Below are 13889 nucleotides of genomic sequence, written 5' to 3'. Positions count from 1 at the left end.
AACATGAGCGTTTCGCCACACTGGTGAATGCTTGTTCAGGAGAGTTCCACGTTCAATGTTCCATCGGCGCAGGCAAACACCTGCAGCGATCTTTCACAGGAACGGTTCGTCGCAACCGGCGTTTCCCCACCATACACATCAAAGCTGGAGGAGAGAGACATGAAGAAGTATCTGTTGGCTGCGGCCCTGGTAACTACGATTGCGGCGCCTGCGTTCGCCGATGATGTTGGTGTTCGCGTCGGTCCCGTCGGCGCAGGCGTGACGGTCGGCCAGTCCCCCGAATACCGCGACCGCGATCGTGACCACACCACCGTCATCAAGGAGCGCGAGCCGCGCGATCGGACGACTGTGATCAAGAAGGAAGACGCGGACGGCAATCGCAGCAAGACCATCGTCCATCACGACAATGATTGACGGCTGAGCAGCGCGTCTTGCTCATGAACACGAAAGTCCGCCGTTGACCCTGTCGCGGCGGACTTTTGTTTGCCGGAGAAATCATAGAGCGGCCGCTTAACTCAACTTGTCATTCCGGGGCGACGCGTGAGCGTCGAGCCCGGAATCCATCCGGCCGCACATCAAGTGGATAAATGGATTCCGGGCTCGCGCGTTGCGCGCCCCGGAATGACGAGATGGGCCTACGTCACCGGCGCCGGATTGAACAGCGTGAGGTCGTTGTGGATGCCCCAGCGATCCGACCACGGCTTTGTCCTGCCGCTTGCGACATCGAGGATCAGGCGGAACAGGTCCCAGCCGGTCTCTTCGATGGTCTTCTCGCCGGTCGCGATGCAGCCGGCGTCGAAATCGATCAGGTCTTTCCAGCGCCGCGCCAGCTCGCTGCGGGTTGCGACCTTGATGACCGGCGCAGCCGCAAGGCCATAGGGCGTGCCGCGGCCGGTGGTGAACACCTGCAGCGTCATGCCGGAGGCGAGCTGCAGCGTGCCGCAGATGAAGTCGCTTGCGGGCGTCGCCGCGAACAGCATGCCTTTCTGGCGCGCCTTCTCGCCGGGCGCCAGCACGCCCGAGATCGGGCCGGAGCCTGACTTGACGATCGAGCCGAGGGATTTTTCGACGATGTTGGCCAGCCCGCCCTTCTTGTTGCCCGGCGTGGTGTTGGCGCTGCGGTCGGCACCGCCGCGGGCCAGATACGCATCGTACCACGCCATCTCGCGGATCAGCGCGCGGCCGACGTCTTCGTTGATCGCGCGGCGGGTCAGAAGCTGGATCGCGTCGCGGACCTCGGTCACTTCCGAGAACATCACGGTCGCGCCTGATCGTACCAACAGGTCGGCCGCGAAGCCGACCGCGGGATTCGCCGTGACGCCGGAGAACGCGTCGCTGCCGCCGCATTGCAGGCCGATCACGAGATCGGCGGCCGGGCAGGTTTCGCGCGTGCGTGCGTTGAGGATCTTCAGCCGCGCTTCGGCCTGAGTCATGATGGCATCGACGATGGCACCAAAGCCGTCGAAGGCCTCGTCCTGCATCCGGACGATCGCGTTGTCGACGCCTTCAGGCACCAGCCGCTCGGGCGCGAGCTTTTCGCAGCCGAGACCTATGACGAGGATCTCGCCGCCGAAATTCGGATTGAGTGCGAGGTTCTGCAGGGTGCGGATCGGTATCACCGCGTCGGGTGCTGATATCGCAACGCCGCAGCCATAGGCATGGGTTAGCGGCACGACGTCATCGACATTGGGATATTTCGGCAAGAGTTCGTTGCGGATGCGCTTGACTGCGTATTCCATCGTGCCCTTGACGCATTGCACGGAGGAAGAGATGCCGAGGATGTTCTTGGTTCCGACCGAGCCGTCGCGATTGCGAAAGCCCTCGAAGGTAAAGCCTTCGAGCGGCGGCAGCGCCGGTGGCACTGCGGTCGAAATCTCGAGCCTATCGAGCGCCGGCGCCTCGGGCATGCGGATGCGCGCCTCATCGACCCATTCGCCGGCAAGGATCGGCGAAAGGGCATAGCCGATCACCTCGCCATAGCGGATGATCGGCGCGCCCTCGGCGATGTCTTCGAGTGCGGTCTTGTGGCCCTGCGGCACGAACGCGCGCAGCGTCAGGCCGCAGGCAAAGCGCGAGCCGGCAGGCAGGCCGAAATCATTGACGACGATCGCGACATTGTCGCGCGCGTTGAGCTTGATGTAGCGGGGCTGCTCCTTGGCGCCGATTGACTGGTCCATGCTGGACTCCGAAATTGTAGGGTGGGTTAGCGTAGCGTAACCCACCAATGTCTCTATCGGCGGAAACAGAAGAGGTGGGTTACGCTGACGCTAACCCACCCTACGATCGCTACCCCGGAAACGTATAGGCCGTCTTCACCGTGGTGTAGAACTCCCGCGCATAGGCGCCCTGTTCGCGCGCGCCGTAGCTCGAGCCTTTGCGGCCGCCGAACGGAACGTGGTAGTCGACACCGGCGGTCGGCAGATTGACCATCACCATGCCGGACTCGCTGTTGCGCTTGTAGTGCGAGGCGTATTTCAGGCTGGAGGTGCAGATCCCCGACGCGAGGCCGAATTCGGTGTCGTTGGAGATCGCGAGTGCTTCGTCATAGTCCTTGGCGCGGATCACGCAGGCGACCGGGCCAAAAACCTCCTCGCGCGCGATGCGCATCGTGTTGTTGGCTTCGGTGAACAGCGCAGGCTGCAGATAGAAGCCGGGGGTCTCGCGGTTCAACAGCTCGCCGCCCCAATGCAGGCGGGCGCCTTCGTCCTGACCGATCTTGATGTAGCGGAGGTCCTGGTCGAGCTGGCTCTGGTCGACGACCGGGCCGACATGGACGCCGCTCTTCAGGGCGTCGTCGACCGAGAGGCCCTTCAAGCGCTCGGTCATCGCAGCGACGAAGCGGTCATGAATGCCTGACGTGACGATCAGGCGCGAGGACGCCGTGCAGCGTTGGCCGGTGGAGAAATAGGCGCCGTTGACCGCAACCTCGACCGCCACTTTCAGGTCGGCATCGTCGAGCACGACCAGCGGATTCTTGCCGCCCATCTCGAGCTGGAACTTCTTCATCGGTGTCGAGAGCACGCAGGCCTGCGCGATCTTGCGGCCGGTCTGGACCGAACCGGTGAACGAAATCGCGGCGACATCGGGATGCTCGAGCAGGGTCTGGCCGACCACCGAGCCCGAGCCGACCACGAGATTGAAGACGCCAGAAGGAATGCCGGAGCGCGCGATGATCTCGGACAGCGCATGCGCCGAGCCCGGCACCAGCTCGGCCGGCTTGAACACCACGGTGTTGCCGTAGCAAAGCGCGGGCGCGATCTTCCAGGCCGGGATCGCGATCGGGAAGTTCCACGGCGTGATCATGCCGATGACGCCGACCGGCTCGCGGGTGATCTCGACGTCGAGGCCGGGGCGGACCGACGCGCCTTTTTCGCCCATCAGCCGCAGCGTCTCGCCGGCGAAGAACGCAAAAATCTGGCCGGCGCGCGCGACCTCGCCGATGCCCTCGGGCAGCGTCTTGCCCTCCTCGCGGGCAAGCAGGCGACCGAGCTCTTCCTTGCGGGCGATGATCTCGACCGAGATCTTGGTCAGCGCGTCAAACCGCTGCTGTGGCGTCGATTGCGACCAGGCCGGGAAGGCGGCCTTGGCCGCGGCGATCGCCTGTTCGGTCTGCGCTTTGTCGGCCTTGGCGTATTCGCCGACCACATCGTTGGTGTTGGAGGGGTTGATGTCGCGCGTGATGCCTGATCCGTCGACCCATTCGCCGGCGATGAAGTTTTTCTGGTGAGCGGTCATGATTTCTCTCCAACTCTCTTAGTTTAACGCACGAGGCAGGGACGCTTGTCGTCGAAGGTCCAGCCGGGGATCAGGAATTGCATGGCGAGGGCGTCGTCGCGGGCGCCGAGCCCGTGTTTCATGTATAGCGCGTTCGCAGCCTCAATGGCACCGCGATTGATCTCGATGCCGAGGCCCGGGCGGTCCGGGATCGCGATCTTGCCGCCCTTAATCTGGAGCGGCTCCTTCGTCAACGCCTGGCCGTCCTGCCAGATCCAGTGGGTGTCGATCGCAGTCACCTTGCCGGGCGCCGCGGCGCCGACATGGGTGAACATCGCCAGCGAAATATCGAAATGGTTGTTGGAGTGCGACCCCCACGTCAGGCCGTTGTCACGGCAGGTCTGGGCCACCCGCACCGAGCCCTGCATGGTCCAGAAATGCGGATCGGCGAGCGGAATGTCGACCGCGCCGAGGCGGATCGCGTGTGAGAGCTGGCGCCAGTCGGTCGCGATCATGTTGGTCGCGGTCGGCAGCCCGGTGGCGCGGCGGAACTCGGCCATGATCTCGCGCCCGGAGAAGCCGGCCTCGGCGCCGCAGGGGTCTTCCGCATAGGCGAGCACGCCGTGCATGTTGCTGCAGAGCCGGATCGCTTCATCCAGCGACCAGGCGCCATTCGGATCCAGCGTGACGCGGGCATTCGGGAAGCGCTTTGCGATCGCGGTCACCGCCTCGATCTCTTGCTCGCCCTTGAGCACGCCGCCCTTGAGCTTGAAATCGGCAAAGCCGTAATGCGCCTGCGTCGCCTCGGCGAGCCGCACCACGGCATCTGGTGTCAATGCTTCCTGATGGCGCAGATTGAACCAGTCGGCCTTGCCGGTCTCGCCCTCGACATAGGGCAGACCCGTTTTCCTCCGGTCGCCGACAAAGAAGAGATAGCCGAGCGTCTCGACGCTGGCGCGCTGCTGGCCTTCGCCGAGCAGGGCTGCGACCGGCAGATTGAGATGCTGGCCGAGCAGATCGAGCAACGCCGACTCGACCGCGGTCACGGCGTGGATGGTGACGCGCAGGTCAAACGTCTGCTTGCCACGGCCGCCGGCGTCGCGATCGGCAAAGGTCTTGCGCATCGACGCCAGGATGTTGTTGCAGGCGCCGATGGTCTGGCCGACAACGAGGTTGCTTGCGTCTTCCAGCGTCTTGCGAATCTTCTCGCCGCCCGGCACTTCGCCGACACCGGTATGGCCGGAATTGTCGGTGAGGATGACGAGGTTGCGCGTGAAGAACGGCGCATGCGCGCCGCTCAGATTGAGGAGCATGCCGTCGCGGCCGGCGACCGGGATCACCTCCATAGCGGTGACGATGGGGGCGCCGGTAAAACCGGCGCGGATCGTGTCCTGAACCATTTGCTCCTCCCTTTATGCTGGCCGTTTCGGCCTTATTCTGCAGCCTGCTGAGCCTTGGCTTGCGGCAGCTTCGCGACAAGCGCCGCGAGCTCGGCGATCTCCTGCTCGGTCAGGTCGGTCAGCGGCGGCCGCACCGGGCCGGAATCGCGGCCGATTACCTTCATCCCGGCCTTGATGATCGACACCGCGTAGCCCTTCTTGCGGTTCCGTATCGCAATTAGCGGCAGGATGAAATCCTTCAGTCCTGCATGGATGGTCTGATGATCGCGCCGGCGTACCGCGGCATAGAAGTTGGTCGCGAATTCCGGCACGAAGTTGAACACGGCCGACGAATAGGTCGTCACGCCCATGTCGAGATAGGGCAGGGCAAAGGTTTCCGCGGTCGGCAGCCCGCCGACATAGGTCAGTCGGTCGCCGAGCTTGGTGTAGACCCTGGTCATCAGCTCGATGTCGCCGATGCCGTCCTTGTAGCCGACCAGGTTCGGGCAGCGCTCGCACAGACGTGCCAGCGTATCGGGCTGCAGGATCGCGTTGTCGCGGTTGTAGACGATGACGCCGATTTTCACGGATGAGCACACCGCCTCGACATGCGCGGCAAGGCCGTCCTGCTCGGAATGCGTCAGGTAGGGCGGCAGCAGCAACAGGCCGTCGGCGCCGGCTTTCTCCGCGCCAATGGCGATCTCGCGCGCGGTCGCCGTGCCGTAGCCGGTGCCGGCCAGCACGGGCACGCGGCCCCTTGTCTCCTCGACGGCGACCTTGACCACTTCGGGTACTTCGGCCGGGGTCAGCGAGAAGAACTCGCCGGTGCCGCCGGCGGCGAACAGGCCGGCGACGTCGTAGCCGCACAGCCAATCCATGTTGGCGCGATAGGTTGCCTCGTCGAAGGAAAGATCCGCCCTGAACGGGGTCACGGGAAACGACAGGAGGCCGCCGCCGATTGTCTGGGCCATCTCCTGAGGGGTCATTTTGCTCATGGCGCCACTCCGTAGATAAATTGATGGGAAAGGGATGCGCGAGGCGCCTCCACAGCGGCATTTGTAGGAAATGGTTCGATGCAGGTCCAAGCCAAACGCGGTATTGAACGATGCAATATCGGTATCAATCGCCGCGGACATGCGCCGCCGCGATTTCCGTCGCGACATCGATCAAGGACGGCAGCAACGGGTTCTCATGATCGCGCCGCCACACCAGGAACAGCTCGACCGGCGCGGGCCCGCGCAGCTTCAACGGCTTCAGCCTGACATCCGCAATCTTCAGGCTCGCGGCGGCCTCCGGCACGATCGCGACGCCAAGCCCGGCGCGCACCATCGCGAGGATGGAGTGGATCTGGCTGAGATGCTGGACATAGCGCGGCAGCACGTCAGCGCGGGTGAACAGCGCGACCAGCAGATCGTGGAAGTAGCGGCTTTCATATGGCGAATACATCACGAAGGGCTGGCCGTCCAAATCCCGCAGCGAGACCGATACGGCCGAGGCCAGCGGATGCTTCTTCGGAATCGCGACGAGCAATGGTTCGGCGACGACGCGCCGGCTCGCCAGTTCCGGGCGGGCGATCGGCGGCCGCAGCAGTCCGGCGTCGATCTGGCCGGTGGCGAGCGCCTCGAACTGGTCGCCGGAGACCATTTCCTTCAGCGAGAAATCGATCTCGGGCAGCCGCGCGCGGCAGGCTGCGATCAGATCGGGCAGGAAGCCGTAGGCCGCCGCGGCGGTGAAGCCGATCTTGAGCGAGCCGGTCTTGCCGAGCGCGATGCGGCGCGCGACTTGCGATGCGGATTCGGCGAGCTTGAGGATGCGCCGCGCCTCGGGCAGGAAACTGCGCCCGGCCGGCGTCAGCCGCACCGAGCGGCTGGTGCGTTCCAGCAGCGGCGCGTCGATGATGTGCTCGAGGACCTGGATCTGCCGGCTGAGCGGCGGCTGGGTCATGTTCAGCCGCGCCGCGGCGCGACCGAAGTGCAGCTCCTCGGCCACCGCGACGAAACAGCGGAGCTGGTTCAGGTCGAACATCGATGCGTGCCCGGAATGGATGGGGCGGGGTTTTGTCCGTTCTAGCATCGATGCTTCCCGAAGACCAAGAAGACACAGACGGCGGCCGGAGCCGCCGTTGAACTGTCGTGGTGCGAGCGGCCCTTTGCCGCCCTTGGCTCAGGCCGCCTTCAGCTGCACCCGCTTGATCTCGCCGACGATGAAGAGGTAGGCGATCGCAGCCACCAGTGCGTTGGCGCCGACAAAGACCAGCGCGCCGTTGAACGAGCCGGTGCCGGCCAGGATGTAGCCGATCACGATCGGCGTGGTGATCGAGGAGAGGTTGCCGAACATGTTGAACAGGCCGCCGGAGACGCCGCCGGCCTCCTTCGGCGATGTATCCGACACGACCGCCCAGCCGAGCGCGCCGATGCCCTTGCCGAAGAAGGCGAGCGCCATGAAGCCGACCACCAGCGCCTGGCCGTCGACATAGTTGCAGGCGATGATCACCATCGACAGCAGCATGCCGCCGACGATCGGGATCTTGCGCGCCATGGTCAGCGAGCCGGTGCGGCGCAGGATGGTGTCGGAGATGACGCCGCCGAGCACGCCGCCGATGAAGCCGCACAGCGCCGGCAATGTCGCGACGAAGCCGGCCTGCAGGATCGTCAGCCCCCGCTCCTTGACGAGATAGACCGGGAACCAGGTCAGGAAGAAATAGGTCAGCGTGTTGATACAGTACTGGCCGATATAGACGCCGAGCATCATGCGGTTGCCGAGCAACTGGCGGATGTGACTCCATTGCGGGCCGCTGTTGGACGCCTTTGTGTCCTTGGCCGCGTCCATGTCGACCAGCGCGCCGCCGTCTTTGATGTAGTCGAACTCGGCCTCGTTGATCCCTGGGTGATCCTTCGGATCGTGGATCGTCTTGATCCAGGCGATCCCCATCACGATGCCGAGGGCGCCCATCACATAGAACACGTGGCGCCAGCCATACTCATGCGCGATCCAGCCCATCAGCGGCGCGAAGATCACGGTCGCGAAATACTGGCCCGAATTGAAGAAGGCCGAGGCGGTGCCGCGCTCATTGCCGGGGAACCAGGCTGCCACGATGCGGGCATTGGCAGGGAATGACGGCGCCTCGGCGAATCCGACCATCAGGCGCAGCGCGAACAGCACGATGACGGCGGTTCCCGCCGCCAGGAAACCGACCAGGCCCTGCATCGCGGTGAAGGCCGACCAGATCAGGATGCTGACCGCATAAACCCATTTGGAACCGAAGCGGTCGAGCAGCCAACCGCCGGGCACCTGCGCGATCACATAGGACCAGCCGAAGGCCGAGAACACGTAGCCCATCACGATGGGATCGAGATGCAGTTCCTTGGAAAGCGCGGAGCCCGCGATCGACAGCGTGGCGCGGTCGGCATAGTTCACGGTGGTGACGAGAAACAGCATCGTCACAATCAGCAGCCGCACGCGGGATCGCCGCGCCGCCGTGGCTGTTGCAATTGCGCTCATGGGCGCCTCCTCGAAATTTCCTCGAGAACCGTCCTAGAGAGGAGCAGGCAAGGGGTCCACGCCGAAACGTGCATCGATCGATACCGATTTTGAATTGATCGGCCCGGTGTCATTCCACCGTTGAGGGGGCGGCATAAGCCACTCGCTCCGACGTCATCCTGAGGTGCGAGCGGAGCGAGCCTCGAAGGATGGCCGCAGGCGCGCTCGCAGCCCATCCTTCGAGGCGCGCAAGGGCGCGCACCTCAGGATGACGGTCTTGCCTTGCCCGGATATTTACTGTACAACAAGTACAGTTATTGAAAGCGCAACGCCGCGCTTCTCATCGGGGTCGACTGCCCATGACCACGCCTCGTGACTATGACCTGTTCGATGCCGGCGATGTGACGCTGCAAGGCGGCGCCGTGTTTCCGCGGCTCAAGCTGGCCTACAAGACCTATGGCACGCTGAACGCGGCCAAAGACAACGTCATCCTTTACCCGACATCGTTCAGCGCGCAGCACTACGACACAGAATGGCTGGTTCAGCCGGGTGGGGCGCTCGATCCCGGCAAATACTTCATCATTATCCCGAACCTGTTCGGCAATGGCCTGTCATCCTCGCCGTCGAATTCGGGCGGCGCGCCGTTTCCCGCCTTCAGCTATCACGATGCCGTCGCGGTCCAGCGGCGGCTGTTGGTCGAGCGGTTTGGAATATCCAGCATCGCGCTGGTCTATGGCTGGTCGATGGGCGGCATGCAGGCCTATCATTGGGCCGCGCGTTATCCTGAGATGGTGGAGCGCGCCGCCGTGGTCTGCGGCAGCGCCAGGTGCGCGCCGTACAATCACGTCTTCCTCGAGGGCGTGAAGTCAGCGCTGACCGCCGATCCCGCCTATCGGGATGGCCGCTTTGTCGAAAGGCCGGTCGCCGGCTTCCGCGCGATGGGGCGCGTCTATGCCGGCTGGGCGATGTCGCATGAGTACTATCGCGGGGAAATCTGGCGCGAGGCCGGATTCACATCGCTGGACAATTATCTCGCGGAATCGTGGGACGGCGCTTTCGCACGGCGCGACGCCAATGATTTGCTGGCGCAAATCTCGATCTGGCAGAGCGGCGACATCAGCCGTTGTGATGCGTTCGGCGGCGATTTCGACCGCGCGATGGCGGCGATCAAAGCGCATATGCTGCTGATGCCCGGGCGCACCGACCGCTATTTCGACATGCGCGACAATGAGGACGAGCTCAGTCGTCTGGTCAATGCGCGTTCCGCCGCGCTGCACGCGATCCCCTCGATTCACGGCCATCGCGCCGGTAACCCGATCAACAACGCCGCCGACCGCGCCTTCATCAACGCCGAGATAGCGGCCCTGCTGCAACGCTGACTTGTGAGACGACATGAGCACCGCAGAGATCCATGATGCAGGCCCGCGCCTGAAGCCCCTGAGCCCGGTCGTGCTCCGCGAATTGTCGGCCAAGTCGAATTTTGCAGGTGCGATACGCACGGCAAGCCATTACGGAATGATTCTCATCGTCGGAACGCTGATTGCGCTGGTCTCGTCGCGCTATGGGCTCCTATGGGCGCTGCCGCTGATCGCGGTGCAGGGCTATTTCGTCGCGTTCCTGTTCATGGTCGTGCACGAGACCGCGCACAAGACCGCGTTCCGCAGCCGTGCGATCAACGTTGCGGTCGGCAATCTCTCCGCTTTCGCGATCGGACTGCCTTACGAATACTACTGCCTGTTCCACTGGGACCATCACCGCTACACGCAGGATCCCGACAAGGATCCGGAGCTGATCCTGGGGCAGAAGCCGGCTTCGGATACGCAACTCGCGATCGCCTATACCGGACTGCTGCAGGTCCTGACCCGCGTGCGCCTGATGCTCCGCCACGCGTTGACCGGCAAGGTCGTCGTTCCGTGGATCCCCCAGAACAAGCGCGCTGGCATCGTCAGGGAAGCGCGGCTTTATCTCGCCGGTTATCTGATCCTGCTGATCGCATCGCTCGCGCTGCACAGCGCGATCCTGCTCTGGGTGTGGATTGTCCCCGTGCTGGCCGGCCAGCTCATTCTCCGTCCGTATCTCTATGCGGAACACACCGGCTGCGAGCAGACCCGCAGCGCGTTTGAAAATACCCGCACCACGATGACCGGCGCCATCATGAAATGGTTTGCCTGGAACATGCCCTACCATGTCGAGCACCACGCCTATCCGACGGTGCCGTTCCACGCGCTGCCGAAGCTGAACGCCATCGTCGACGGCCACATCGTGTTTCGCGGCCGGAATTACCGCGCCGTGACGCGCGAGACCTGGGCATGGTTTCGCCGGCAGCGCCAGAAGGCTGCCTGATTATGCATCCGCGCGCGGCTGCAGCACCAGGTTGACGAGGTTGCGGGCGTAGGCCGGCGTCAGCGGCTTGATGCCGAAGACGTAGCGATAGAACAGGCTGCCATAGATCGCGTCAAAGAGATCGCCGGGCGCGCCCGACGCGCCGATGCTGCCATCTTTCCGGCCGGCGATGATGGTCTCCAGCATCTTGCTGCGGCGAAGGCCGAGATAGCGTTCGTAGAAGATCTCCGCCGATCCGGTTGTCGAGATGCATTCGGAGATCACCGCAAGCTGCACCCGCCCGAACTCGCCCTGCAACGCCTCGGTATAGGTCGCCGCGTGGCGGCGAATTTGCGCCACCGGATTGCCGGTCCCGTGCAACGGCACGGCGCGCGAAGCCTGGTCGAGGAACGCGTGGATCAGCAGCGCTTCGCGCGACGGCCACCATTTGTAGATCGTCATTTTCGAGACGTTGGAATGGCGGGCGATCGCGTCGATGGTGGTGGCGGCAAGGCCGGTGGTCGCCATCAGCGTGTAGGCGCTTTGCAAGATGGCGGCCGTGGTCGCGGCCGATCGCGGCCGGCCGCGGCGCGCCGTCGTGCCACCCTCGATGTCCGCCCTGCTGCTCGCCATTGTCTGATTCACACTCCGATGTCCCGGACTTAGCACAAAACGGGTTGTGTTTCAGACGTGCGTCGAGCCAGCCTGCAATCCCGCGCCATCAAGTCGCTTGACAGTGGAGAACTGTCGCTTCAACGAACAATGCTGCCGTCCTGGAGTTTTCGAATCGACAATGGACAATCCTTCCCGATCAGAACGATCCCGCAACGCGGTGCTGCAGGCCGCGATCAAGGTCATCTCGCGTGACGGGCCCGGTCGGCTGACGCTCGATGCGATCGCGCGTGAAAGCGGCCTGAGCAAGGGCGGTGTGATGCACCAGTTCCGCACCAAGGAGGCGGTGCTCAAGGCGCTGCTGGAACAGCAGGTGATCTATTTCGAGGAGTTCTCCAGCCGCTACATGGAGAAGGCGCGCGCCACATCCGAGCAGCCTGAGCTGGCGACGCAGCTCGCCACCGTGTGGGAGGCGACGATCAAGCCAAATTCGGCGTCGCTCGGCCTGCTCGCGGCGATGGTCGAGAATCCGAGCTTGATGAACGCGCCGCGCGAGATCGACGTCAAGAGGATCAAGGCGATCAAGGCCGAAGCGAAGGATCCGGAGCTGGCGATGCTGCGTTGGGCCGCGGCGAGGGGACTGTTGCTCAGCTCGATGTTCGGTCTGTCGCCGCTGAGCGAGGCCGACCGCAACCGGCTGTTCGAGCGCCTGCTCGACGACAAGCAGTGGACCGCGCTGGAGCAGCCCAAGGCGGCATCCAAAGCCGCGTCCAAGGCCGCATCCAAGGCTGAATCCAAGCCGGCGGGGGCCGCCAAATCGGGCGCCGCGTCCGAACGGCCGGCCCGGAAGCCGCGCGCCGGTACCTGACCCCAGCAGGGATAATCCTGCGGCCGATCATTTCCATTCATTTTTGTACTTTACAAACCGACTAGTCGGTTTTATTGTCTGCCGCATCGATTAAGGCCGGGCATTCGTCGGAGGTCGACGTTGCCGGCGGCGACGGGCTTCCGCCCGGCGTCGCGGGCCCGCAGCACAAGGGCGTTCCCGAAAGGCCGCTGGAGGAGACTGGAATGGATAGCTCGATCGCTACGCGCGGTCTGGGATTGCTGCTGCTTTGCTCGATCGCAGCCGGGTGCGCCAGCGTCGCGCCGGTGCCTTATTCGGACGTGGCGTCCTCGTCCTACATGGCGCCTGACACGTCCGACACGACCGGCCGCGTGCCCTATCGCTACGCCACCGAGGTCGACTGGCGGAGCTACAACAAGGCCATCCTCGATCCCGTCGCCATCTATCACGGCCGCGATCACCAGTTCGGCGACATGTCCGACAGCGACAAGGCTGAGCTCGCGGCTCACATGCAGACGAGCTTCATGACCAGGCTCGCCAGCCGCTTCGCCATGGTGAACAGGCGTGGCCCGAACACGCTTCGGGTCCGGCTGACCCTGACCGGCGCGGTCGCCAACACTCCCGTCCTCGGCACGCTGTCGCGGTTCGACATGGCCGGCGCCGTCTACAACGGTGTGCAGGCGGCGCGCGGCGGCGAGGGGATGATGACCGGTTCGGTGATCTATGCCGTCGAGATCTTCGACGCATCGACGGCGCGCCTGCTCAGCGCCTACGTCACCAAGCAATATCCCGATGCCTACGACATCAAGTCCAGCATCGGCCCGCTCGCGGCATCGTTCGCCGGCATCGACAAGGGTGCCGAGAGTCTGGTGACGCAGTTCAGATGAGCGTCGTTTTTCCGAAGCCTGGCGCTATCAGGCGCGCGGCGGAGCGCATGAGTAAAACCAACGAAGGGTGCAATAGATGAGTATCTTGTTTCGACTGATCCTGCGCGGCGTCGTTGCCGCGGTTCTGATGAGCACGATTGGCCGCGCCGAGGCGGCAAGCCCCGCCGATCCAAGCGGAACCTGGTCGACCGAAGACGGGCGCGCCCGTATCCGGCTCGAGCGTTGTGGCGCGGGGCAGCAGCGGATCTGCGGCTACATCGTGTGGATGAAGGATCCGCTCGACGAACGCGGCCAGCCGGTCCGCGACAGCTACAATCCTGACACCTCGAAGCGAGCGCGCAACGTTCTTGGTCATCAGCTGATCATGGGCCTGAAGCCGACGCCGGAAGGATGGTTCGACGGCGACATCTACAATGCGGAGGACGGCAGGTCCTACTCGGTGATGCTGTGGCGCGACTCGTCCGACCGGCTGAAGCTGAGGGGATGCATGCTGAAACTGCTCTGCCAAACCCAGACCTGGAAGCAGACCAACGACGTGCTGCCGGGACAATTGGTCGGACTGACCGGTGATCCCAGCGGTCCCAAGGCCGACAAGGAATGGGCTGCATTGTCGCCGGCCAAGACCGCGACGGTCGGATCGAGATAGGG

At 64.1% G+C, this 13889-nt stretch carries 13 protein-coding genes; 6 read left to right on the top strand and 7 right to left on the bottom strand.

The features are described 5' to 3' along the window. Positions 1 to 159 precede the first annotated feature (159 nt). Entirely contained in the window at positions 160 to 414 is a 255-nt protein-coding gene (locus UP09_RS23220; RefSeq protein ID WP_044540610.1) for a hypothetical protein, read from the top strand. Between the two features lie 221 nt (positions 415 to 635). Here the strand turns inward: UP09_RS23220 and garD are convergent, their stop codons facing one another. From garD to UP09_RS23190, 6 genes are all read right to left on the bottom strand, one after another. Then, complete coding sequence (gene garD, locus UP09_RS23215) at positions 636 to 2177, bottom strand: galactarate dehydratase (protein WP_044540609.1); 1542 nt, start codon at positions 2175 to 2177, stop codon at positions 636 to 638. Positions 2178 to 2286: 109 nt separating this feature from the next. Next, the gene (locus UP09_RS23210) at positions 2287 to 3735 is read right to left on the bottom strand and encodes an aldehyde dehydrogenase family protein (RefSeq protein WP_044540608.1); all 1449 of its coding nucleotides are present in this window, start codon (positions 3733 to 3735) and stop codon (positions 2287 to 2289) included. 23 nt (positions 3736 to 3758) lie between these two features. Then, a complete protein-coding gene (gudD, locus tag UP09_RS23205) occupies positions 3759 to 5114 on the bottom strand; it encodes a glucarate dehydratase (RefSeq protein WP_044540607.1) in 1356 nt (451 codons plus the stop codon). Positions 5115 to 5146: 32 nt separating this feature from the next. After that, complete coding sequence (kdgD, locus tag UP09_RS23200; RefSeq protein ID WP_044540606.1) at positions 5147 to 6088, bottom strand: 5-dehydro-4-deoxyglucarate dehydratase; 942 nt, start codon at positions 6086 to 6088, stop codon at positions 5147 to 5149. 124 nt (positions 6089 to 6212) lie between these two features. After that, positions 6213 to 7118, bottom strand: coding sequence for a LysR family transcriptional regulator (locus UP09_RS23195; protein ID WP_044540605.1), 906 nt, complete (start codon positions 7116 to 7118; stop codon positions 6213 to 6215). A 138-nt stretch (positions 7119 to 7256) separates the two neighbouring features. Next, positions 7257 to 8594, bottom strand: coding sequence for an MFS transporter (locus tag UP09_RS23190; protein ID WP_044540604.1), 1338 nt, complete (start codon positions 8592 to 8594; stop codon positions 7257 to 7259). Between the two features lie 338 nt (positions 8595 to 8932). On the opposite strand from UP09_RS23190, the gene UP09_RS23185 reads away from it, so the two are divergent. Together UP09_RS23185 and UP09_RS23180 are read left to right on the top strand one after the other, a co-directional pair. Then, positions 8933 to 9952 carry an alpha/beta fold hydrolase gene (locus tag UP09_RS23185; RefSeq protein WP_044540603.1) on the top strand — a complete coding sequence of 340 codons (1020 nt, stop codon included), beginning with the start codon at positions 8933 to 8935 and terminating at the stop codon, positions 9950 to 9952. A 13-nt stretch (positions 9953 to 9965) separates the two neighbouring features. Next, positions 9966 to 10916, top strand: a complete 951-nt coding sequence (locus tag UP09_RS23180; protein WP_044540602.1) for a fatty acid desaturase — start codon at positions 9966 to 9968, stop codon at positions 10914 to 10916. On the opposite strand, the gene UP09_RS23175 is transcribed toward UP09_RS23180, so the two are convergent. Further along, positions 10917 to 11528: a TetR/AcrR family transcriptional regulator gene (locus tag UP09_RS23175; RefSeq protein WP_044540601.1), complete on the bottom strand. Its 612-nt coding sequence runs from the start codon at positions 11526 to 11528 to the stop codon at positions 10917 to 10919. Positions 11529 to 11688: 160 nt separating this feature from the next. On the opposite strand from UP09_RS23175, the gene UP09_RS23170 reads away from it, so the two are divergent. The 3 genes from UP09_RS23170 to UP09_RS23160 all read left to right on the top strand — a co-directional run bounded on the left by UP09_RS23170 (position 11689) and on the right by UP09_RS23160 (position 13887). After that, complete coding sequence (locus UP09_RS23170) at positions 11689 to 12375, top strand: TetR/AcrR family transcriptional regulator (RefSeq protein ID WP_044540600.1); 687 nt, start codon at positions 11689 to 11691, stop codon at positions 12373 to 12375. Positions 12376 to 12578: 203 nt separating this feature from the next. Beyond that, the gene (locus tag UP09_RS23165; protein ID WP_044540722.1) at positions 12579 to 13241 is read left to right on the top strand and encodes a DUF3313 domain-containing protein; all 663 of its coding nucleotides are present in this window, start codon (positions 12579 to 12581) and stop codon (positions 13239 to 13241) included. Between the two features lie 76 nt (positions 13242 to 13317). Continuing rightward, positions 13318 to 13887, top strand: coding sequence for a DUF2147 domain-containing protein (locus UP09_RS23160; protein WP_044540599.1), 570 nt, complete (start codon positions 13318 to 13320; stop codon positions 13885 to 13887). Positions 13888 to 13889 lie beyond the last annotated feature (2 nt).

The organism is Bradyrhizobium sp. LTSP885, assembly GCF_000938305.1.
Classification (GTDB): domain Bacteria; phylum Pseudomonadota; class Alphaproteobacteria; order Rhizobiales; family Xanthobacteraceae; genus Bradyrhizobium.
Note: the sequence above shows the minus strand (reverse complement) of the source record. Positions and strands in the feature narration are given on the sequence as shown.

Bases quoted from the DNA above. Each gene is read 5' to 3' on its own strand.
- UP09_RS23185 (WP_044540603.1), top strand. From the start codon at position 8,933: ATGACCACGCCTCGTGACTATGACCTGTTCGATGCCGGCGATGTGACG.
- UP09_RS23165 (WP_044540722.1), top strand. From the start codon at position 12,579: ATGGATAGCTCGATCGCTACGCGCGGTCTGGGATTGCTGCTGCTTTGC.
- UP09_RS23210 (WP_044540608.1), bottom strand. From the start codon at position 3,735: ATGACCGCTCACCAGAAAAACTTCATCGCCGGCGAATGGGTCGACGGA.
- UP09_RS23175 (WP_044540601.1), bottom strand. From the start codon at position 11,528: ATGGCGAGCAGCAGGGCGGACATCGAGGGTGGCACGACGGCGCGCCGC.
- garD (WP_044540609.1), bottom strand. From the start codon at position 2,177: ATGGACCAGTCAATCGGCGCCAAGGAGCAGCCCCGCTACATCAAGCTC.
- UP09_RS23170 (WP_044540600.1), top strand. From the start codon at position 11,689: ATGGACAATCCTTCCCGATCAGAACGATCCCGCAACGCGGTGCTGCAG.
- UP09_RS23180 (WP_044540602.1), top strand. From the start codon at position 9,966: ATGAGCACCGCAGAGATCCATGATGCAGGCCCGCGCCTGAAGCCCCTG.
- kdgD (WP_044540606.1), bottom strand. From the start codon at position 6,088: ATGAGCAAAATGACCCCTCAGGAGATGGCCCAGACAATCGGCGGCGGC.
- UP09_RS23220 (WP_044540610.1), top strand. From the start codon at position 160: ATGAAGAAGTATCTGTTGGCTGCGGCCCTGGTAACTACGATTGCGGCG.
- UP09_RS23190 (WP_044540604.1), bottom strand. From the start codon at position 8,594: ATGAGCGCAATTGCAACAGCCACGGCGGCGCGGCGATCCCGCGTGCGG.
- UP09_RS23160 (WP_044540599.1), top strand. From the start codon at position 13,318: ATGAGTATCTTGTTTCGACTGATCCTGCGCGGCGTCGTTGCCGCGGTT.
- gudD (WP_044540607.1), bottom strand. From the start codon at position 5,114: ATGGTTCAGGACACGATCCGCGCCGGTTTTACCGGCGCCCCCATCGTC.
- UP09_RS23195 (WP_044540605.1), bottom strand. From the start codon at position 7,118: ATGTTCGACCTGAACCAGCTCCGCTGTTTCGTCGCGGTGGCCGAGGAG.